This window comes from Microcoleus sp. K1-B1, assembly GCF_036704705.1.
GTDB lineage: Bacteria > Cyanobacteriota > Cyanobacteriia > Cyanobacteriales > Microcoleaceae > Microcoleus.
Window position 1 is genome coordinate 41,133 of the sequence record NZ_JAUBSH010000040.1, and the last position, 21,429, is coordinate 62,561.

Sequence of the window (21,429 nt, forward strand, 5' to 3'; positions counted from 1 at the left end):
GCAACGAAGTATTTTAGTAAAAAAAACAGAATAATGAACCCAAGACTGTTATTTCAGCCAGCAATAATTCTTCTAAGTAAATTTTCGGATATGTTGAGGCTAATTTTTAAATTTTGGGCTGAATTTTGTTGTTTTTGATGCAGTTTGCCAACAAAGTTTAATTATTTTAAACGCCAGGGATTGTTAAGTTGATTTGGTAAAAATATTTTAGCCATGCGATCGACTATTCTAGTAAAGAGCGATCGCGTCACGTTCTTGGCGTACTGAGGGCGGTAAGGATAAGTGCAGTGCATTACTTTAATCGGTTTGTCGATCGTATAAACATCTTTCCACTTATCCAAGTAGTTGTAAACCGGGGACAAAGTTGTCATTTTCGGTTTCACCGATTCAACAGCCGCCGCAAAAGCTCCCTGGTCTTTCAAGAGTAGCACATTTTGATGCGCCACTACCATCTCGAAATATTTCTTAAAGTTTATAAACAATTCCTGAGTTTTACTGCTTTTCGTAAAAGCGATAAATCCGCCATTGTATTGAATGCTATTTTCATTTAGCGGCAACCCGACAGACTGCAAAGTTGACAGAATATCCTGCTTGACTCTTAATAAATTTGCCGCTTTAGCAATCGCAGGCTGCACGTCTTCTGTTATCAGCAAATCTACTTCATCAAGATAGTCAAAAACTTCATATATTGGCGATAGCAAACAAATATCGCAGTCCAGATAAATAGTTTTCTCAAAAGGAGATTGTTGATACAAAGCCAGCTTAGCTAGCCGCGACGCTAAAACAGGATTTTCGTGAGACGGTGCAGGTTTCAATATGACATTTCCAAACACCTGAAGTAAAGGATATAAAATTAGAGGGACTCTATCTATTAAAATAATAATTGGTTCGCGGTGAAACTTCCTGACTGAAGCTAGAAAATGTATGCAGTCTTGAAATGAGTACAATCCAATTAAAATGGTGATAAATCCTCTATCCATTTCTTTTCTCTAGCGATAGTAAAAATTGAAATTTAATAAGGCAATTAACTGTGTTTTTAATAACCTATAGAGATATTGCCAATGCTCAAACTGCAATTTATCCCAAACTTTATCCCAAAAGGTTCTTACTTGATTTTTTTGCCAGTCCCAATGAGCAAAAGAATGCTCCATACTTTGAGCGAGTTCCTGCCACCCGTCATTACGAATATTCCACCCAACTTTAGCAGTCGCTAACCCAATGGGATTACCGTCTTTTGTTTTGACTTTTTGCACTTCAAAAAATCTTCCAATCTTTCCCCATTCTTGAATAAACTGAATTTCTTTCCCATTGTCTCTCGCAATTACGAACAAATTTTCTTGAACAAAACTTACAGTTTCCAATGGTATTTCTAGCTTTTTTGCTAATTTATCAATTGCCTCTTTTCTACCTGGCAAAGATTGATTAGGTGGATGTTCTAGAATGGGAATAAACCCTTTACAAGTAATTCCTGACATCCATTCTCTCTCCGGCACTTTTCCTATGATTCTTGTATCTGCATCTACAAAGATTGCCACTCGGCATAATTCTAAGGCTTTTTTTAGTGCAAATCGTTTATCATTATAACAATAATCTACACCTTCGCGACTTTTTTTAAAGGCGAAAACATTCGTCAAATTCTGAAAGTCATTTTGGTAGTCAGTACAAACAACTAGCATCGTCCCTAGAGAATGAGTTTCTAAGTCTGCTGCTAGTTGTTTGGCTAATTCGCGATACTTTTTCCCAAAAGCTAAGGTGCAAAAACAAAAATCTTTGTGACTGTTTAACATTATTTTAGACTCAATTTTTGCACTTTTTTTATTTGAGTTTATGCTAAGTGTGACGCTTTTGATGCCACTGCCAAGCATGGGAGATAATATCCTTGATGTCTGGATATTCAGGAGACCAACCCAAGGTTTCGATCGCCTTTTTGCTGCTACCAACTAAAGCAGGAGGGTCGCCCGGACGCCGATCGCACTCAACAGCCTTAATCTCTTTTCCCGTCACTTGGCGAGCCGTTTCTATCACCTCTTTCACCGAAAAGCCGCCGCCATTACCCAAATTAAAGAAATCAGATTTGCCACCATTTAGCAAATATTCTAATCCCAAAATGTGAGCCGATGCCAAATCGTTAACGTGAATGTAATCCCGAATGCAAGTACCGTCAGGAGTATCGTAATCCGTGCCAAAAATCGCGATCGAATCTCGTTTACCCAAAGCAGCGAACAACACCAGCGGGATCAGGTGAGTTTCTGGATTGTGATCCTCTCCTAACAACCCGTTAGGGTCAGCCCCAGCCGCGTTAAAATAGCGGAAACAAACAGACTTGAAATCGTACGCAGGGTCAAAATCCGACAAAATCCGTTCTACCATTAATTTAGTAGCACCGTAGGGATTGATCGGGTTTTGCGGGTGGTCTTCTGCGAGCGGAATTTTATCCGGTACACCATAAGTCGCGCAAGTAGAAGAAAACACAAATTTCTTCACCCCAGCAGCCATCATTGCTTCCAAAAGCGTAATAGTGCCGATGACGTTGTTGCGATAATATTTAGCTGGGTCGGTAACAGATTCGCCCACGTAAGCGTAAGCAGAAAAGTGCATTACAGCATCAATCTTGTGCGTAGCAAACAAGTTGTCTAGAAGAGTGCGATCGTTCGTGTCGCCAACTACTAACTCCACCTGCAAAGCCTGATCTACTAAATCTCTGTGACCGTAAACTAAATTATCCAAAATCACCACACCGTAACCGGCGTTTTTCAGCGCTAATACCGCGTGAGAGCCAATATATCCAGCTCCGCCCGTCACCAAAATAGTTTGTTTGTCTGCACTCATTTTCTTCTGCCTGTTTTTGTAGCTGGGATTGCCAAGAGCCTGGTTAATTTGAGACTTCCACATCAGACGCTTTCACACTCCGCGTGAGCCGGAGAATTAAAGCGAAATATATAGGCTTTGCTGTGCGGGACGGGACGATCGCACTCCTAAAAAACGCTTTTTACACTCCAGATAGATGCTGACTGTGGAAGTCATTCTGTTCAATCGAGAAACTTGAGGCGACCAATTTGGATATAATCAAATATCCGATTAATCTGATGTCGATCCTCTTCTGAAATTTTATCATCTGACAGGATAGCCGAAGTCAAAACTAAGTGTTCCCTGCGAGTGATCTTACCAGACGCTACAATCCGATCGACTTTTTGAGAAATTGTTAAGTTCGATTTGTTGTGAGATGTTCGCATTTATTCGATCGCTTTTATGCCAAAATAGTTAAAGCGGATTGCAGTTTTTGACGCAAAAATGGTGCGTACCCGATCGCCAATCAATTTGCTCAACAGCAGAAATAACTTATCAGAAACGTATCTCAGAAACGTCTCAGAGTTTTACTTCCCAAGATAGATATGCGGACTTAATAAATCTGCAATCAGCCTTCGGATAGCGTTCAGAGTAACTTAAGTATATAATATTTTTCCTAGAGAGGCACTTTTCTATGCAAGTTTATCGGCTTCCGGTACTGTCCGACAATTACATTTTCTTGCTGCACGACCCCGATCGCGACACCGCAGCCGTCGTCGATCCAGCGCGATCGCAGCCAGTATTAGAGCAACTGCAAGCACTCGGAGCCGAATTAACCGCAATTTTCATTACCCACCACCACAGCGACCACATAGGCGGCAATCAAGAACTGATCGATCGCTTTCCCCAAATTAAAGTTTACGGTGGCGCAGAAGACCGAGGCAGAATACCCGGACAGCAAGTGTTTTTACAAGCGGGCGATCGAGTTTCTTTCGCCAACAGAACCGCCGAAGTCTTCTTCCTACCCGGCCACACAAAAGCTCACATCGCCTACTATTTCCCCCCCAGCAACCCCAGCGAAACCGGCGAGTTGTTTTGCGGCGACACCTTATTTGCTGGAGGCTGCGGCAGACTCAAAGAAGGCACTCCCGCCCAAATGTTAGCCTCTCTGGGGCAACTGCGAAAGTTGCCCGATAGTACGAGAGTCTGGTGCGCCCACGAATACACGCTGAACAACCTGCAATTTGCCTTGAGTGTGGATGGCGACAATCCCGATTTACAGCAGCGCTTCGCCGAAGTCAAGGAAGCGCGCAGTCGATCGCAACCTACAATACCATCATCGATCGGCTTGGAAAAAAGCACAAACCCATTTTTGCGCTGGGATTTTCCCAACATCCAATCAGCCGCCAACACCCGCGATCCAGTGCAAACCTTCGCTCGGTTGCGCGGCATGAAAGACCAATTTTGACCCCCTCGCATCCAGGATACAAGCCCCCGGATTCATCCGTCCAGAAATAAAAAACCTGTATCCGATGAAACTTGCCGAACGTATTTATCCGGGGGTCAACTCTTCAATCTAAAATCTAAAATCTAAAATCTAAAATCTAAAATCGATTGACCTTAACGTTTTTGTTTTTTCAGGTAACTCTTAAACTTGAGTATCGGTTCGCTCAACCACCTGTCAAGTCTTTGGTATTTTACGTGAAAGCTCGACAGCCCCTTAAACTTATTTGGGATTTTTTCCAGTTCGTCCTTAAACGGTGTCTGAGACAACATATCGAGCCATAATTGATTAGGGGCGGAGCTTTCCCACGGTTTTGGTCTTGACATAAAGTGCATCACTTTACTTGACACATCATCAGTCTTGTGGTTGTTCCATATTTGGTCTAATTGCTTCCACCTACCCACTAAAACTGAATTTAATGCACCTTGATCGCGATCGCCCCAAACGTGGGTTCTAGCATTTTGGAGCAACTTTTCCGACAGTTGCTCTTCCTCCCAAAGCTTCATGTTGTAAACTAAAACACCACTATTGAAATAAGGGTTTCGATCTTGATAATTGTTGGGATTTCCCCAGAAGTTGGCGGCGGCTGCTATCGGCTGAGTTTGAAAATCTAGGTTCCACAGCGGCTTTAAGCTGCCCAGAACGATCGTATCGCTGTCGAGCCAAATCAGCCTTTCTGTTTCTTTAGTATATTTTCGCGGCTCCAATTTAACGTAAGGAAGTTTAGAACCTGATACCGAAAGAAGTTGGTCGTAATTAGATTGCAATTCTTGCCATTCAATCTGGTATTTGCAGCAATTCTGTAACTGTTCCTTTTGCGGTGAATATATCCTGGTAGATACAACGCTAATTTTGACCTGCTCCTCCCCAGATTCGCTAACATTGAGATCTACAGACTTGAGAAGTGCTGCTAACCCCAGAATATAGGTGCGATCGGCGGCTGTGAATATGTGCATAGGATTAAGTTTGTGAGATGAACGGCAAACGTGACACAAACGTTGGGACTGGAGGAAGCAGGCGACCCTGTATTGAGGTAAATGCGATCGCCCGTTTACCGTTGAGACGAACATTATCTTGCCTAAATTTCCGGTTAGATTTATACAAAGAAACGGGGTTTCTAAGTAGGTAGGCGCAAATAAAGTTTACAATGTAACAAAATGTAAAGCGGGCATAACAAGAGCGATTGCTTCGTTTAACTCGCTGCGAGAGAGGGGTTATGTATTTTCAAGCTTCATCTGTATTCCCCCTTGGAGACTCCCACTGTACCTGTACTCAGGTCAGTGGCGAGAGGAAAAGGGGGGCAAGGTTTAGGCTGCATATGAATAACCATCCTTTCTATGAACAAGTGAACAATATTTGTGACTAATTCCTGACACCAATTCCGAGGCGGAAATATTGAATGAACCACTGGTTCTTACGGCAACACGTCCAACGTATATACCAACCTTTTTACCAGAAGTTACAACCGCCTTGACGATATCTCCCGTTTGAAAACCTTTAACAAACTTAAACCTGGGAACATAGCGGGACGGGAAACCCAATTTGTCGGTACGACACATTTGGCGTGTCCCATGTCCAGTCGCTTTAATTAACAATGGCTTGTTTATTAAAACTTTCAACGATTCAATTCTGCCGACACAAGCTGCATCTAGCCAGTGAGTTTTAGCTAAATTTAATCGAGTGCGATTGAACTTTGTTAAACCGCCACTGCCAGTAGAAACTGGTAAGCCAGTCATACAGAGTCGGTTAAATAACGCCCAACGAGTAGAATTAACCGCTGTTGCATCTTTCAAAGGACGTTTTGCTTGAGACAGAATCCGTTTCAAAACCTCTGGTTTTTTCGAGAGAAACTGCTCAATATTCTGAGTTCCTTTCTTGATATTGCATTTTTCGCAAGCAAGGCAAAGATTAGAAATACGATCAGATCCGCCCTTGGCTTTGGGATGAATGTGCTCTACTTGTAGAGGCGTATCAACAACTCCACAATACGCGCACTTTCTATCCCATTTATTGAGTAAATATTCGCGGATCTCGTAGCCACATAAAACACCTTGCTGATACTCCAATCCGCTAATTTCCGGGTTGTCTATTTGCTGGAGGTCGAACCGCACAAGTTCTTGAACAACAGAAGAAATTGGCGCAACCTTTATCAATCTAGTTACCCATGTTAGGGTTGTTTCGACACGATGTTGTAAGCTTGGAGTCAGCCACCCTTTCGGGCGAGTTCTATTTAAAAATCTAGCTTTTCGGTAGCGGGTATGGCGATTTCTTCTGCCTCTACGCAATGAAAGGCGCGACTCCAGACTGGCTTTGATAGCTTGCCCCCTGTGGGTTAGTTCTGCACCAAAGATTACGTTTTCTCCTTGGACTAATGCGATTCCCGTGGTTTTGGAGCCAGGATCTAATTTAAGAGTGATTGGTTTTTGGGGTACTGTTACCTCTACTTTGAGAATTATCGTGAATGGATACCTCCTGAAAACAGCAGCTTTGCCAGTGGTTAGCAATTTGCGAGCCAATCCTGGGCGGATTGGATTGATCGGTCGTTTTTGAGTATCACGTACAAAAACAAAATTAGACATTAAATGTCCTCCATTTCTGGGTAATGTTTGCTTCGTCAATGTTTAAGGTCGGTAACTATTTCAAAAGCACTGGCTTAACCCTTACACCTGTTTAACTTTTGAATTCTAGAGCAGAAAACTAGCACGCATTTTCTGGTAGGTACTTGAACGCTTACCTTAAACGTAGTGGGCGAACCACTTAGACTGGTCAACTCGGCAATTTCTGTGCCCACACCGTATCGGTACTCCGTAGCTTGCGGGTCGCGTAGCGACATCGGTGTCGGGTGATTGACCTACTTATTTATCTGTGTGCAAGTGCCATCTGTTCGCGCCCGCAAACGAGCAACAGCCATTGGTAATATGCAGCAACGCGAAAAATAATGAGACGGACTAACCTGGTATTTGAAACAGCCAGAAAATTCCCCGTCGCCTGTGCTGAATCCCGCAAATGGTTAAGACGTGGGACTCTACGATAAAATAAATTGTCTAGATATCGATATTACCGCAGAACGATCGACATCCATCTTAGGTTTGAAGTGTCACCCTGCTCAAGTCAAAAGTTCCTCTGGTTATTTCCCTATTATTGAGCGCGATTTGCTTTGCAAAAAGTAAAATAAGCGTTGTTAGAAACCGATGCAAAACCCACGCAATACTGAACCCCAAGCAAAAATCGACCCCTCTGTTTCAACGGATTCTAACAAAGCGTTCTACCCAGTCGCGCCTTTGCCAACTGATGTAGGGATGGTTCTGCAATTGGCAGATGGTAGCATTCAGGGCTGCAATTCTCACGCCCAGGATCTGTTGGGGATGACAGCAGAACAGATGCTCTTATGCACTTCAATCAAAAGTCGGTGGCAGACTCTGCGTGAAGATGGCTCGGATTTTCCCGGCGAGACGCATCCGGCGATGGTGGCGCTGCAAACCGGGCAACCATGCTCAAATGTCATCATGGGCTTTGATCGGCCACAGGGAAATTTGATTTGGTTGACGCTCAATTCTCAACCTTTATTTCAGGGAGATCGATCGACTCCCTATGCGGTAGTAACAACCTTCACTTCTATCGCTCAACCTCAGCCTGAACCAGTCTGTAACGCGCCCGCGCCCCAACTATCAGACACCCTCGAAAGTATTTCGGACGGGTTCTTTGCTTTGGATCGAGACTGGCGATTTACCTACCTCAATTCGCAAGCAGCGCGGTGGCTGAATCGACCCTCGAAAGATTTGATTGGCAACAGCATTTGGGAAGAGTTTCCCGAATCAGTGGGCAGTTTGTTTGAGCAGGAATATCGCCACGCCGCCACCTTCCAAGTTACGGTTAGTTTTGAATCTTTTTATCCGCCACTCAATGCTTGGTATGCGGTACGAGCTTATCCCATTCCATCGGGGCTTGCCGTTTATTTTCAAGATGTCACTGAGGAGAAAGCGGCTAGGGCTGCTTATATTAAACAAGCGCAAACGGCACATCAACAACTAGCAGAAATCGAGGCGATTTATGCTAGTGCGCCGATCGGACTTTGCTTCCTTGATACTGAGTTGCGGTTTGTCCGCCTCAACGATTGGCTAGCAGAAATTAACGGAGTTCCAGCCGCCGCCCACATCGGCAAAACATTGCGCGAAATCTTGCCAGAAATGGCAGATGATTTAGAGCCGCTTTACCGACAAGTTATTGAAACTAAAGTTCCTATTCAACAGCTCGAACTTCGCAGGACGAACTCAGCACAGCCGGGAGTCGAACAGGATTGGCTGTTGAGTGTCTATCCACTGAGGGCCGAGGACGATCGCGTGTTGGGAGTGAATGTGACGGTGCATGAAATTACCGATCGCAAAGCTACCAAAAAAGAAATTGAACGGCTCAACCAAGAACTAGAGCGACGAGTCAATGAACTCGAATCGATACTTGATGCTGTACCCGTTGGCATTACGATCGCAGACGACCCACAGTGTAAAGTAATTCGCGCTAACCGATTTGCCCAGTCGATGTTGATAGTGCCGCCGGATACCAATGTTTCTGGAACCGGAGAACAAGCCGCAGCCCTTCCGTTTAGACGATTCCGCAACGGAGAAGAAATTCCGGGAGAACAACTGCCCATGCAACTGGCGGTGGCTTCCGGCGTCGAAGTGCGAGATGTGGAAATTCAAATGGTGCGATCGGACGGGGTGGCATTTGATTGGTTGGTGAATGCAGTGCCATTATTTGACGAGCAGGGCGCAGTTCGTGGCTGTGTGGCGGCCTTTATGGATATTAGCGATCGCAAACAAGCTCTTGCTGCTTTGCGCCGCTCTGAGGAACGCTATCGCACTTTATTTGATTGCCTAGACGAAGGCTTTTGCATCATCGAAATGCTGTTTGACGAAAACGAAAAGCCTATCGATTACCGCTTTTTGGAAGTCAATCCGGCCTTCTTGAAACAAACCGGACTTGAACAAGCTGCGGGTAAAACGGCGCGCCAGCTCGTTCCGGATCTAGAAGATTATTGGTTTGAGATGTACGGCAAAGTCGCGCTGACGGGGGAACCCTGGCGCTTTGAGCACGGCTCGGAAGCCATGAACCGCTGGTTCGACGTTTTGGCCTTCCGCACTCCTGAGCCGCACAGCCGCAAAGTCGCCGTACTTTTCAAAGACATCAGCGATCGCAAACAATCGGAGAATCGGCTGCGGCAACAGGAAGAGCAACTGCGGCTGTTCGTCAAACATTCGCCTGCGGGGGTGGCGATGTTTGACCGCCAGATGCGGTATATGCTGGTGAGTGACCGCTGGCTGGCAAGTTACGGACTCGGTACTCAAAACATTGTGGGCCGATCGCACTACGACATCTTTCCCAATTTGCCCGATCGTTTCAAACAAATCCACCAGCGCTGTCTGGCGGGAGAAGTTGAAACCTGCAAAGAAGATCGGTTTCCCCGCCCTGATGGCTTGAGCGACTGGGTGCGCTGGGAAATTCACCCTTGGCGAACCAACACCAATGAGATTGGTGGCATCATGATTTTTTGCGAAATCATCACCGAGCGCAAAAACGCTGAACTCGCGGTGCAAGCTGCCAACCAACAAGTCAGCAATATTATAGAAAGTATTACCGATGCCTTTATGGCGATCGATTCACAATGGCGCTATACCTACGTTAATGCCACAGCAGAAAAACTGCTTTCTCGATCGAGAAACGACTTACTAGGTCGATCGATCTGGGAGGTATTCCCCGCCGAGAAAGCATCCAATTCAAGGGCATATCAAGAATTTCATCGAGTTGTTTCCGAACAAGTTTCTGTCAAGTTTGAAGAGTTCTCGCCGTCGCTCCAGATATATATAGAAGTGAGCGCCTATCCTGCGGCAGAAGGACTTACGGCTTATTGGAGCGATATTAGCGATCGCAAACGCACGGAAGAAGAACTGCGGCAAAAAAATGCGATTTTGAACGTAATTAACGAGTCAGCACCCACGCCCATTTTTGTCAAAGATCGAGAAGGACGGATTATTTATGCCAATCCAGCCACGCTGGAAATAATGGGCAAATCTGCTTCTGAAGTAATTGGTGGTCGCGATATCGATTTATACCCAGTAACAGAACTTGCAGTCACAGTCACGGAAAACGATCGGCGTATTATGGAATCCGGCAAAACAGAAGTCCTCGAAGAATCTCACGATGGCATTCGGACATTTCTGGTAATGAAAGCTCCCTACCGCAATCAGGCGGGAGAAGTCATCGGCTTGATTGGCATCTCCAGCGAAATCACCAATCGCAAACGAGCAGAAGTCGCAATGCAAGAACAAACTAAGTTACTGCAAGTCATCATTGACAGCATTGGCGATGGTTTAATTTTGGCAAACCAACAAGGGGAGTTTGTGTTGTTTAACCGAGCCGCCGTAGGAATATTCGGTCAGCTATCGAATGAAAAATCTTGTGAGGAATGGTCGAGCACCTACGGACTATTTTTGGCAGATAAAAAAACCCTCTTCCCCGCCGCTGAACTACCTCTAGCCAGAGCAATCAAAGGTGAATATGTCAATGATGTAGAGGTATTTGTCCGCCGCGAAGATGCCGAAGGTCGCTGGATCAGTATCAGCGGTTATCCGGTAGTTGATACTAGCAACGAAATTAAAGGCGGAGTGATTGTCTGTCGGGATATCACAGAACGCAAACAAGCAGAAGCAGCCCTGCAAGAAAGCGAAGAACGATTCCGCACTATGGCTAACAACGCTCCTTTTATGGTATGGGTAACAAACTCCACAGGCTATTGCACTTTCTTGAGCGAAAGCTGGTATGAATTCACAGGTCAAACTGAGGAAACAGGTTTGGGATTGGGTTGGGTAAACGCGGCGTATCCAGAAGACCGAGAACAGGTCAAAAATGCGTTCTTGACCGCCAACGAACGCCAAGAACCGTACCGCGTAGAATTTCGCCTCCAGCGCAAGGATGGCGGATATTCTTGGGTGATCGATGCGGCTGCTCCCAGATTTTCCGAAAGGGGACAATTTGAGGGTTATATCGGCTCTGTTATCGACATTACAGAACGCAAACAAGTGGAAACCGAGCGCGATATGGTTCTCCAATTAGAACAAACTGCCCGCACGGAGGCCGAGCGAGCTAACCGCATTAAAGACGAGTTTCTGGCTGTGCTTTCTCACGAGTTGCGATCGCCCCTGAATCCGATTTTAGGCTGGTCGCAACTGCTCGTCGGTGGCAAGCTGAACGCGAGTCAAAGTGCCAAAGCTTTTGAGACGATTGAGCGCAACGCCAGACTGCAATCTCAATTAATCGAAGACTTGCTTGACGTATCTCGGATTCTGCAAGGAAAACTCAGATTGAATGTTGCTCCGATGAATCTGGCAACCATTATTCCATCTGCTGTGGAAACCGTGCAATTAGCAGCCGAAGCTAAAAAAATTCAAATCCAAACAATCTTAAATCCCGATGTCGGGCAAGTTCTCGGCGATACAAGTCGCTTGCAACAAATTGTGTGGAATTTGTTATCAAATGCGGTGAAATTCACGCCCGAAGGCGGTCGAGTAGAAGTTCGATTAGGGCAAATCGCACGCCAAGCTCAAATTCAAGTTATGGACACGGGTAAAGGTATTCTTCCCGATTTCTTGCCTTATGTTTTTGACCATTTCCGACAAGAAGATGGCGCTACAACTCGCAAATTTGGCGGCTTGGGATTGGGATTGGCGATCGTCCGCCAACTGATCGAACTTCACGGCGGAACGGTGTTTGCAGAAAGCGCCGGAGAGGGTCAAGGAGCGACGTTTACGGTGAGATTACCGCTATTAAATGATGATTCTAGAAGGCAGGAGGAGGAAGCTGTCAATGGGGCTGCTAGTCCCGATCTCTCATCCAGGCCGCTAGCTGGATTGAGAATTTTGGTGGTAGATGATGAACTCGACTCGCGAGATTTTGTCGCTTTCGTGCTTGAGGCAGCGGGTGCAGAGGTGATTTCCCTGTCATCTGCTGCTGAGGCGCTAGAGTCGATCGAACAAACTGCACCGGATTTGCTCGTCAGCGACATCGGAATGCCCCACATGGACGGGTATATGTTGATCGAGCGCATCCGCACTCAGCTTGCGCCTGAGTATCGTCAGTTGTTGGCGATCGCCTTAACGGCCTATGCTGGAGAAGCGAACGAGCGCCAAGTTTTGCAAGCCGGATTTGACAAACATTTAGCCAAGCCGATCAATCCGACCCAGTTAGTTGCTACTGTAGCGCGAGCGATCGTCGCCCAGCGCCTTGAAAATAAAGCCTGAGTCCTCGGTAAGACATTGCGCTGTAGTTGATTTGGCTTATTACAGCATCCCCGTTTTGCGTAATTTCAAACTGAATTTGCCCGTAAAAAATATTATCCCTGTTTCTTCCCTCAAACCTCGAATCTCAACATCCATCCGTTATTAAATCCGTTAAATCCGCTACATCCGCTACATAATCCGTTGCCGAACTTCCTTCTCCCTTGCGATCGCCCCTCAAACTTCGCTATTATAAAAAGTTGCAGTTAAAACCCCACAACCCACGATCATGGCCAAGCGCGTTCAATTAGTTTTAAATAAAGATGTCAGCAAACTCGGCAAAGCTGGCGACGTAGTAGAAGTAGCCCCAGGCTACGCCCGCAACTATCTAGTACCCCAAGGAATGGGATTTAGAGCCACTCCGGGCATTCTCAAGCAAGCAGAGCGCCGCCGTGAAGAAGAAAGACTGCGCCAGCTAGAGCTCAAACAGCAAGCTGAAGTCCGCAAAACCGCCCTCCAATCGGCTGGGCCTTTCATCATCTCCAAGCAAGTTGGGGAAGCAGACGCGATTTTTGGTACTGTCACCAACCAAGAAGTAGCAGAACTGATTTTCAACTCTACCAGTCAAGAAGTCGATCGGCGCGGCATCACTCTGCCCGAAATTCGCCAAACTGGTACATACAAAGCTGAAATCAAACTACACGCAGAAGTTACCGCTGAAGTTGATATTCAAGTTGTTCCGATGTAATTAAGAGTCATCAGTCATCAGTCATTAGTCATTAGTTGTTAGTCATTAGTCATCAGTCATTAGTTGTTAGTCATTAGTCATTAGCTAAGAACTGAGTACCGCTAACTAAGGACTGAGGACTGCTAACTAAGGATTCAAAACTGACGACTAATCACTGCCAACTAATAACTAATGACTGATGACTGAGGAATATTGACGAATGAGCGATTTGATGCCGACAAATATAGAGGCAGAAGAAGCAATTTTGGGCGGGATTTTAATTGACCCCGAAGCTATTTCCCGAATTGCAGAACTGCTGCGACCGGAGTTTTTTGCCATCACCGCTCATCAAGTCATTTATCGATCGGCATTAGCGCTATTTTTACAGGGTCAACCTACCGATTTAATGACGGTAACAACTTCGCTAACCGACCGAAACCAGTTAGAGCAAGTAGGAGGACTAAGTAAATTAGCACAATTAGTCGATCGCACAGTTTCCGCAGTCAACATCGACCAATATGCAGTTTTAGTTGAAGACAAATATCAGCGCCGCAAATTAATCGAAGCTGGCAACAACATAGTACAATTAGGCTACGAGACGGCAACACCGCTAGAAACAGTCTTAGACCGCGCCGAACAAGAAATTTTCAGCATAACTCAAGAACGTCCGCAACAGGATTTAGTGTCGATCGGCGAAACGCTAAACCAAACATTTCAAGACCTAGAAAATCGCAATGAAGGCCTCACGCTTCCCGGCATTCCCTGCGGTTTTTACGACTTAGATGCTATGACAGGAGGCTTTCAGCGATCGGATTTAATCATCGTTGCAGCTAGGCCAGCGATGGGCAAAACCGCCTTCTGTACCAACATCGCCCACCACATCGCCGCTGGAAAGGAGAAGTTTCCGGTTGCCGTTTTCAGCTTAGAAATGTCGAAAGAACAGCTAGTGCAGCGTATCCTGTCCAGCGAAGCCAAAATAGAAAGTAACCGATTGCGATCGGGTAGAATCAGTCAAAACGAATGGGAACCAATCAGTACAGCCATTGGCAATTTATCAGAACTACCACTATTTATTGACGATACTCCCAATATTACCGTCACAGAAATACGATCGAAAGTCCGCCGCCTCCAAGCAGAACAAGGCGGAACCCTAGGATTAGTCTTGCTAGATTACCTGCAATTAATGGAAGGTACCAGCGACAACCGCGTGCAAGAACTATCTCGAATTACCAGAAGTCTTAAAGGTTTAGCCCGCGAACTCAACGTGCCGATTATTGCCTTATCTCAGTTGAGTCGGGGTGTGGAAGCGAGGACAAACAAGCGGCCCATGATGTCTGATTTACGCGAAAGCGGCTGCTTAACAGGGGATAGTTTGGTAATGCTAGCAGATACTGGTGTCCGCGTACCCATTCGTGAATTAGTAGGAAAATCTGGCTTCACAGTTTGGGCGCTCAATGAAGCCACCATGCAGTTAGAAAAAGCCGTTGTTAGCAATGCCTTTGCTACAGGTGTTAAGCCTGTACTACGACTGCAAACTCGTTTGGGACGGGCAATTAGAGCCACTGGCAATCATAAGTTCTTAACCATTCACGGCTGGCGGCGATTGGACGAGTTAAAAATAGGCGATCGCATTGCCCTACCTAGATACATATCAAGTTCCTTCATCCAATCGATGGAGAATGCCGAAATAGCCTTGCTAGGACACATGATTGGAGACGGATGTACTCTACCTCGACACGTTATTCAATATACTACTAGAGAGGAAGATTTAGCCAATACAGTTGCAAATCTTGCAATAGAAGTCTTTGGAGAGCGAATCATACCTCGTATTTGTAAAGAACGTGATTGGTATCAAGTTTATCTTCCTGCCACCTATCATCTCACCCATAATGTGAGGAATCCTGTAACTGAATGGCTAGATGCTTTAGGTGTTTTTGGTCTGCGTTCTCACCAGAAGTTTGTCCCTAATCAAATATTTGAGCAGCCTCAAGAAGCAATAGCTTTATTTTTACGCCATCTTTGGTGTACTGATGGTTGCATAAAAACAGGTAGGGGTAAATGTCATTACCCTAGTGTTTACTATGCTTCCAGTAGTGAAAAATTGGCAAGAGATGTTCAGTCACTCTTACTCAGACTTGGTATCAATGCCCGCTTATTTTTAAGCCCCCAGCCAGGGAAAGGGCGAGATCAACATCAAGTTTGGGTTACTGGAAGACCTGATTTAGATAAGTTTATTCATTTGATTGGTGCAGTAGGTAACTACAAACAGCAAGCTCTGACAGAAATTGCAGAATACATTGAAATTCGTTCTAGCAATACTAATAGAGATGTCATACCGCGTGATGTGTGGAAAATGTATGCTGTTCCTGCTATGCAGCAATTTGGTTTAACTACACGCCAGATGCAAGCACAGCTTGGCAACTTATATTGTGGTACAACCCTTTACAAACACAACCTTGGTCGGGAACGAGCATTCAGAGTAGCTACAATTGTTAAATCAGATGAACTTGCCCTCTTATCTAAGAGCGATATTTACTGGGATGAAATAGCCTCAATAGAAGTTGATGGCGAAGCTGAGGTTTACGATTTAACAGTGCCTGCACTGCATAATTTTGTCGCTAATGACATCATAGTTCACAACTCGATCGAGCAAGACGCGGATTTAGTAATTATGCTCTACCGCGATGAATATTACAACCCTGATTCGCCCGATCGCGGAATTGCAGAAGTAATTATTACCAAACACAGAAACGGCCCCACAGGAATCATCAAACTATTATTCGACGCCCAATTTACCTGCTTTCGCAATCTGGCATCTCCGAAGCGATCGTAAATCCACCAGAACATACACAGAAACCCGGTTTCTTAAAAAAAACCGGGTTTCTAAACACCGTAAAAGTTTTACGTTGAATTAGATTGAGCTACCTAGCCAGCGATTCTCAACAATTCCACATCAAAAATCAGCGTAGCATTAGGAGGAATAACCCCGCCCGCACCGCGAGCACCGTAACCGAGGTCAGGGGGAATAATCAACTTGCGGCGGTCTCCAACTTTCATCGTACCGACACCTTCATCCCAACCCTTAATTACTTGACCCACGCCAATTTGGAACTCAAAAGGAGAATTGCGATCGCGCGAACTGTCAAACTTCGTGCCATCCTCCAAAGTTCCAGTGTAGTGCACCACCACCTTCTGCCCGGTTTTGGGAGTCGCCCCATTACCCTCTTTCAATTCAACATATTTTAGACCGGAATCGGTGGTGACAGTTTTCTCAGTATTATCAGTCATGTTATTGCCAGCGATAGTAGCTGGTACCTCTGGTAAAGTAGCATCAGCTACTAGCAAGCTATTTTCATTCAAAGACTGCGCTGACAACTTCTCAATAGCAGTATCGGGTAAAAGATTGTTCAATTCGGCTGCAACTGCTTGGGACCCAGAACCGCCCATTTGAGCGACTATCAAAAACAAAAAGCAAACCAGCATTACTCCCAAGCTGACTAGAACTCCTCGCAAAATTAATCCTCCTGATACTTTTAACGGCGATATCTCAGATCTCTAAGACATCTAGTACAACAAGAACTACCAAATTTTATCTGAACTTTTCCACCAATAAAGGGCAGGTGCCAGATAATTTTCAAGACAAAAGTATGAAGTCAAAATGTTTGTAATTCTACATAAATGGCTTCTACATAAGTGCCTTTTTTAGCCTTCTGCCTTCGGGTGACAATTTTATCACAAGATAGCAGCAAACTTCTCGCGGGCGTTAGCGAAGCTTGCAGAAGAGGATCGAACTCAGCGCCAGTTACGGTTTTCTAAATCTCGCATCTGACGTTCCAAACGATCGAGCCTTCCCCGCAACTCATCCATTTCGGACTGTCGGGGAACTCCCATATCTTGCAGCATATTCCGTAGTTGCCGCTGCAACTGCGTATCCCAATTGCCCTGTTCAGACTTGAGGTGCTCCGTCATGTCATCGACAAAGGTTTTGGCTTGCTCGGAATTGATTTTGCCATCTTTGACCCATTGCTCGCTGACTTCCTGCAATTTCTCTGCGACCAGAGAGGTAGTACCAATGCCCAGCATTACCAGTTGTTTGAGTAAGTTGCTATTGTTATCCATAGATTTTTCCTAATGTTGGCCCTTTCATACCCGATCGGCTCAGGTCGCCTGCTGTCGCTGCGAAACCATCTGTAAACTTAAAGTTACATCAGCGCACACCTACCTTTCTATTTTGGAGCATCCAGCCGCCTGATGGCGAGGCGATCGCCCTAATAGGCGTTCGGAAAACCCGCTAATGAGCCTACCCACCACATTACCCCATCACCCTGCTGTCTATGCCTGATTGCCCCCGCTGTCACCAACCTGTAGACGCCCAAGCGCTCGCCTGTCCACACTGCAAACTCCCCCTCAAAGCTTTCGGTCATCCGGGTATCCCTCTTTATAGATCAAAACCCGAAGAATTTCTGTGCACAACCTGTATTTATCACGCAGACGACACTTGCAACTACCCGCAGCGTCCCTTTGCCAAAGAATGCACGCTTTATCACAATCAAGCTGAGCCACTTGTGCCACAGACGATTCCTTACAGCAGTGGCGACGGGCTGCAATCGATCAAAAATTGGTGTCAGCGCCATCTGGTTTGGTTAGCATTATTAGGTTTAATTATTATTAGCATTGCTCTGTAGATTTAATCGGATTGTACAAAGCGTAGAATAGATATATCTCTGTTAATCTGGGTTGCTCTATTATTCTCTAAATTATTCATGAGCTACGTATTCGGCATCGACGGCGGCGGCACTAAAACTATCTGCCTTTTAATGGATGACAACCACCTTGTTTTAGGACGGGGTGAAGCAGGGCCGTCAAATTATCAAACCCTGGGAATTGAGACAGCAAAACAATCCATCCAATTGGCGATCGAACGAGCAGTTCTGTCCGCTCAGGTCGAGGCTGTAGGCAATCTCAACATAGAAGCAATTGGTCTGGGACTAGCAGGCGTCGGGCGTCCAAAAGATCGTGAAATAGTGCAATTTGTAGTGCAGAACTTGCAGTTGACGAATACTTTACCAGTAACCAGATCATTCCTGCCCAGGAATATAGTAATTAGCAGCGACTGCGCGATCGCACTTGCTGGCGGTACAGGTCATCCAGTGGGTATCGCCGTTATTTCAGGAACCGGTTCGATTGTTTTTGGGCAAAACCGTCAAGGGAAAACTAAACGAGTCGGGGGTTGGGGATATATTTTAGGCGATGAAGGCAGCGGATATAACATCGCCCTTCACGGTTTGCAAGCTGCTTTGAAGTTCTATGACGGACGCGAAGATTTTACCGTGCTTGCGGAAAAATTTCAAACCCATTTAGGCCTCAATAACCTAGAAGAATTAGTAGAAGTCGTTTACGGGCGCGGTTGGGGAGTCAAAGAAATTGCTGCTTTAGCGCCGATTGTCGATCGAGCCGCAGCAGAGGGCGATCGCGTCGCTGACTGCATTATCAATAATGCTGTGGCAGAATTAACCTATTCAACCAAAATAGCCATTTCAGCGCTATTTAACCAAACAGAAGAATTTGAAATTGTGATCGTAGGAGGTGTGTGGGGTGGAGAGGCAAATTGCCGGGGTCGGTTTGAAGCGGGCATAAGTGCGATCGCCCCAAAAGCTAAGGTAATTTCGCCCCGATACGAACCAGCTTTCGGTGCTGGATTGCTAGCCTTAAACGCTCTCAACAATTAATTGTTGACTGTTGACTGTTGACTGTTGACCGAAAGCATCCAGGATACAAGCCCCCGGATTCATCCGTCCAGAAATAAAAAACCTGTATCCGATGAAACTTGCCGAACGTATTTATCGGTGGGGTCAATGCTTCAATCTAAAATCTAAAATCTAAAATCTAAAATCGATTGACTGTTGACTATCTTCCTTATCTTCCCGATCGCCCCTGTCTTGCGGATTTTCTCGATTTTTCCAAATTTTCAACTTCTGGATTATCGACCTTATCTTCCCAACTGGTAGAATTCAAGCCTGCCATAATCAAAACATCAGATGAATGCGAAACAAGAAACAAATTTAGCAGTAGTGCGTTCCTAAGTAAACAAAAACCACAGCAAGGAGACAATTTATATGATTACTTCTCAAAAATGGCGTTCAGCAACAGCAGCAATCCTCGCACTGGGCATTACAGTTGGAACCAGCGCGCCGCTGGTAGTAGCTACTCCCGCAGAAGCCCAACAACGAATTTCCCAATTTGATAGCATCAGAATTCCGTCGGGCAGTGTAATTCCAGTTAGCTATGAAAAAGACAAAATAGTTGTCACCCGCGAAGAAACTTCACCTTTAACTTTAACAGTAGCGCGAGACATCCGCACACCTCAAGGCATAGTATTAATCCCCGGAGGCAGCCAGATAGTCGGGGCACTGCAACCTGTCAGAAGAGGCAATCAAAGTGGTACTCAATTTGTTGCCAGAGAGTTAATTATCAGCCGCCGCCAACGCTATCGGATTGATGGCTATTCGGGAATTATTACCAGAACCGAAAGAGTCCAAAAAGGTGCTGGCACAGGTTCAGTAGCGCAAGGTGCAGCCTTGGGTGCAGCAGCAGCAGCAGCACTCGCCGGCATTACCGGCGACAAAGCGATCGCGACTGAAGAAGTATTGGGAGGCGCTGGGATCGGCGCTTTAGCTGGAGTATTGTTGGGGCGGCGCAGCGTTGACGTGCTTGTGATTCGCCCGGAACAAGATTTGGCCGTGAGATTGCGATCGGACATCGTACTCCGCTAATATTGGAATCTTCCGATTAATTATTTGCAGTAAAACATTGTCGATCGCTAACTTGTGGTCTCCCGATAATTGGCTAGGCATACTATTAAGGTTGTGCCTAGCCATGTTTGTTGGCGGAATTATTGGATGGGAGCGCCAACTCAGAAACAAACCAGCGGGATTGAGAACTCATATGCTAGTAAGTATGGGTTCTGCACTGTTTGTTTTAATGCCGCTGGCAATGGGTAAAAATGAAAACGGAGGAGATGCTGTAGCGCGCGTAATTCAAGGCATTGCTGCCGGGATTGGGTTTTTGGGAGGCGGAGAAATCCTGCGGCAAAATCAACAGGAAAGAGGCAAACCGGAAGTTCACGGGCTTACCTCTGCCGCCGCTATTTGGGTATCAGCAGCTTTAGGAACTGCTGCAGGATGCGGGTTGTGGCAACTGGCATTAATTGGCGCTTTAATGTCGCTGTTTGTTTTGAGAGTAATTAAAGAGTTAGAGCGTCGGAGTCGTAAGAAATAGTCTCAGTGATAATATAAAATCCGGGATTAGAACCGTTATAAACTTGGTAGGAACGGCGGAAGGACAAGCGAGGTTTATGAGGGTCAAACTACTCACTACGAACTAACTTTATTGCGGTCGATGGAGGTGAAACAATATTAGCTTTTTCATACCAAGTCCAGTTAATTATTGATTATAAATTGTTGGCCATTATCCCAGCCATATCTGTCAATAAGGTGAAAAAGGAGCGTTACACAATTTGAGGATGATTATTGTGGGCATTGGTGTTAACTTAACGTTAAACCCTTATTCCAGCACGGGTTTCAACAAGAGTCTCCATCAAAGCGAAAGTCCTCGCTATGAGGACTAATGAGTTCTTCAGTCCTCTTTGAGAGGACTTTTGCTATGAGACAGGGAATTCATTCCCTGGCGGACTGACGGGTGAGCGGGAGGACTGGCGGACTAAAAGCTTAAGTTGACACTAATATATTGTGGGGGGTTCCGCCTGCGGTGAAAATACACGCCTTCGGGCTAAGCTGTCGCGCATTTAAATTGTATATTCAGGGCGGGCGGGACGCCCACCTCACAAGACTTTGATTTTTTTTGACATACAATTTAAATGCCGCAACAGCTTACGAGAACCCATTCCCAAAAAAAACAATCAAAATCACCCCGCAATTATGCAACGCCTAAAAAGTGGCTCAAAGGCTGGAAATCTCTGCTTGGGGCGAGCGAGAAATATTCTCGATTTGATAGATAATTAACCATAAGCTGTCGCGCATTTAAATTGTATATTCAGGGCGGCCAGGAGGGTGCATCTCACTTTTGCGAATGTGTCAAAAAAGAGTTAAAATGAAAAAGCTAGTAAAATCGTCAAATAAAGATGA

At 45.5% G+C, this 21,429-nt stretch carries 15 protein-coding genes; 8 read left to right on the forward strand and 7 right to left on the reverse strand.

Annotation, left to right across the window (positions count from 1 at the left end; genetic code table 11):
* Positions 1-161: 161 nt before the first annotated feature.
* The 3 genes from QUA83_RS16380 to galE are packed head-to-tail and all read right to left on the reverse strand — an operon-like array spanning position 162 to position 2,829.
* Positions 162-980 (reverse strand): hypothetical protein, encoded by an 819-nt coding sequence (locus QUA83_RS16380; RefSeq protein ID WP_333294305.1) that lies wholly within the window; start codon positions 978-980, stop codon positions 162-164.
* Positions 981-989: 9 nt separating this feature from the next.
* On the reverse strand, positions 990-1,865 hold the full coding sequence (locus QUA83_RS16385) for a hypothetical protein (protein WP_333294306.1): 876 nt from the start codon (positions 1,863-1,865) through the stop codon (positions 990-992).
* Positions 1,831-2,829: a UDP-glucose 4-epimerase GalE gene (galE, locus tag QUA83_RS16390; protein WP_333294308.1), complete on the reverse strand. Its 999-nt coding sequence runs from the start codon at positions 2,827-2,829 to the stop codon at positions 1,831-1,833. Before galE ends, QUA83_RS16385 begins: the two co-directional genes overlap by 35 nt.
* 652 nt (positions 2,830-3,481) lie before the next feature.
* Here galE and gloB point away from each other — a divergent pair.
* The gene (gene gloB / locus QUA83_RS16395; protein WP_333294309.1) at positions 3,482-4,255 is read left to right on the forward strand and encodes a hydroxyacylglutathione hydrolase; all 774 of its coding nucleotides are present in this window, start codon (positions 3,482-3,484) and stop codon (positions 4,253-4,255) included.
* Positions 4,256-4,407: 152 nt separating this feature from the next.
* Here the strand turns inward: gloB and QUA83_RS16400 are convergent, their stop codons facing one another.
* Together QUA83_RS16400 and iscB are read right to left on the reverse strand one after the other, a co-directional pair.
* Complete coding sequence (locus QUA83_RS16400; RefSeq protein ID WP_333294312.1) at positions 4,408-5,247, reverse strand: glycosyltransferase; 840 nt, start codon at positions 5,245-5,247, stop codon at positions 4,408-4,410.
* Between the two features lie 351 nt (positions 5,248-5,598).
* The gene (iscB, locus tag QUA83_RS16405) at positions 5,599-6,870 is read right to left on the reverse strand and encodes an RNA-guided endonuclease IscB (protein WP_333294314.1); all 1,272 of its coding nucleotides are present in this window, start codon (positions 6,868-6,870) and stop codon (positions 5,599-5,601) included.
* Between the two features lie 612 nt (positions 6,871-7,482).
* Between iscB and QUA83_RS16410 the strand changes: the two genes are divergently transcribed.
* From QUA83_RS16410 to QUA83_RS16420, 3 genes are all read left to right on the forward strand, one after another.
* Positions 7,483-12,582, forward strand: a complete 5,100-nt coding sequence (locus tag QUA83_RS16410) for a PAS domain-containing protein (protein ID WP_333294316.1) — start codon at positions 7,483-7,485, stop codon at positions 12,580-12,582.
* Between the two features lie 265 nt (positions 12,583-12,847).
* Positions 12,848-13,306: a 50S ribosomal protein L9 gene (rplI, locus tag QUA83_RS16415; RefSeq protein ID WP_006634794.1), complete on the forward strand. Its 459-nt coding sequence runs from the start codon at positions 12,848-12,850 to the stop codon at positions 13,304-13,306.
* Between the two features lie 199 nt (positions 13,307-13,505).
* Positions 13,506-16,118, forward strand: a complete 2,613-nt coding sequence (locus QUA83_RS16420) for a replicative DNA helicase (protein ID WP_333294319.1) — start codon at positions 13,506-13,508, stop codon at positions 16,116-16,118.
* A 92-nt stretch (positions 16,119-16,210) separates the two neighbouring features.
* Here the strand turns inward: QUA83_RS16420 and QUA83_RS16425 are convergent, their stop codons facing one another.
* A complete protein-coding gene (locus QUA83_RS16425) occupies positions 16,211-16,798 on the reverse strand; it encodes an FKBP-type peptidyl-prolyl cis-trans isomerase (RefSeq protein ID WP_333294323.1) in 588 nt (195 codons plus the stop codon).
* A 279-nt stretch (positions 16,799-17,077) separates the two neighbouring features.
* Positions 17,078-17,404 carry a phasin family protein gene (locus tag QUA83_RS16430; protein ID WP_333036214.1) on the reverse strand — a complete coding sequence of 109 codons (327 nt, stop codon included), beginning with the start codon at positions 17,402-17,404 and terminating at the stop codon, positions 17,078-17,080.
* Positions 17,405-17,619: 215 nt separating this feature from the next.
* Here QUA83_RS16430 and QUA83_RS16435 point away from each other — a divergent pair, with 215 nt between their 5' ends.
* The 4 genes from QUA83_RS16435 (at position 17,620) to QUA83_RS16450 (ending at position 20,563) form a co-directional block, all read left to right on the forward strand.
* On the forward strand, positions 17,620-17,970 hold the full coding sequence (locus tag QUA83_RS16435) for a zinc ribbon domain-containing protein (protein ID WP_333294325.1): 351 nt from the start codon (positions 17,620-17,622) through the stop codon (positions 17,968-17,970).
* A gap of 78 nt (positions 17,971-18,048) precedes the next feature.
* A complete protein-coding gene (locus QUA83_RS16440) occupies positions 18,049-19,014 on the forward strand; it encodes a BadF/BadG/BcrA/BcrD ATPase family protein (protein ID WP_333294328.1) in 966 nt (321 codons plus the stop codon).
* Between the two features lie 387 nt (positions 19,015-19,401).
* Positions 19,402-20,058 carry a hypothetical protein gene (locus QUA83_RS16445; protein ID WP_333294330.1) on the forward strand — a complete coding sequence of 219 codons (657 nt, stop codon included), beginning with the start codon at positions 19,402-19,404 and terminating at the stop codon, positions 20,056-20,058.
* Positions 20,059-20,161: 103 nt separating this feature from the next.
* Complete coding sequence (locus QUA83_RS16450) at positions 20,162-20,563, forward strand: MgtC/SapB family protein (RefSeq protein WP_333294332.1); 402 nt, start codon at positions 20,162-20,164, stop codon at positions 20,561-20,563.
* Positions 20,564-21,429: the final 866 nt, after the last annotated feature.

What these genes read in the sequence shown, in the direction of transcription:
- QUA83_RS16380 (WP_333294305.1), bottom strand. Translation starts at nt 980, where the DNA reads ATGGATAGAGGATTTATCACCATTTTAATTGGATTGTACTCATTTCAA.
- QUA83_RS16385 (WP_333294306.1), bottom strand. Translation starts at nt 1,865, where the DNA reads ATGCTTGGCAGTGGCATCAAAAGCGTCACACTTAGCATAAACTCAAAT.
- galE (WP_333294308.1), bottom strand. Translation starts at nt 2,829, where the DNA reads ATGAGTGCAGACAAACAAACTATTTTGGTGACGGGCGGAGCTGGATAT.
- gloB (WP_333294309.1), top strand. Translation starts at nt 3,482, where the DNA reads ATGCAAGTTTATCGGCTTCCGGTACTGTCCGACAATTACATTTTCTTG.
- QUA83_RS16400 (WP_333294312.1), bottom strand. Translation starts at nt 5,247, where the DNA reads ATGCACATATTCACAGCCGCCGATCGCACCTATATTCTGGGGTTAGCA.
- iscB (WP_333294314.1), bottom strand. Translation starts at nt 6,870, where the DNA reads ATGTCTAATTTTGTTTTTGTACGTGATACTCAAAAACGACCGATCAAT.
- QUA83_RS16410 (WP_333294316.1), top strand. Translation starts at nt 7,483, where the DNA reads ATGCAAAACCCACGCAATACTGAACCCCAAGCAAAAATCGACCCCTCT.
- rplI (WP_006634794.1), top strand. Translation starts at nt 12,848, where the DNA reads ATGGCCAAGCGCGTTCAATTAGTTTTAAATAAAGATGTCAGCAAACTC.
- QUA83_RS16420 (WP_333294319.1), top strand. Translation starts at nt 13,506, where the DNA reads ATGAGCGATTTGATGCCGACAAATATAGAGGCAGAAGAAGCAATTTTG.
- QUA83_RS16430 (WP_333036214.1), bottom strand. Translation starts at nt 17,404, where the DNA reads ATGGATAACAATAGCAACTTACTCAAACAACTGGTAATGCTGGGCATT.
- QUA83_RS16435 (WP_333294325.1), top strand. Translation starts at nt 17,620, where the DNA reads ATGCCTGATTGCCCCCGCTGTCACCAACCTGTAGACGCCCAAGCGCTC.
- QUA83_RS16440 (WP_333294328.1), top strand. Translation starts at nt 18,049, where the DNA reads ATGAGCTACGTATTCGGCATCGACGGCGGCGGCACTAAAACTATCTGC.
- QUA83_RS16445 (WP_333294330.1), top strand. Translation starts at nt 19,402, where the DNA reads ATGATTACTTCTCAAAAATGGCGTTCAGCAACAGCAGCAATCCTCGCA.
- QUA83_RS16450 (WP_333294332.1), top strand. Translation starts at nt 20,162, where the DNA reads ATGTTTGTTGGCGGAATTATTGGATGGGAGCGCCAACTCAGAAACAAA.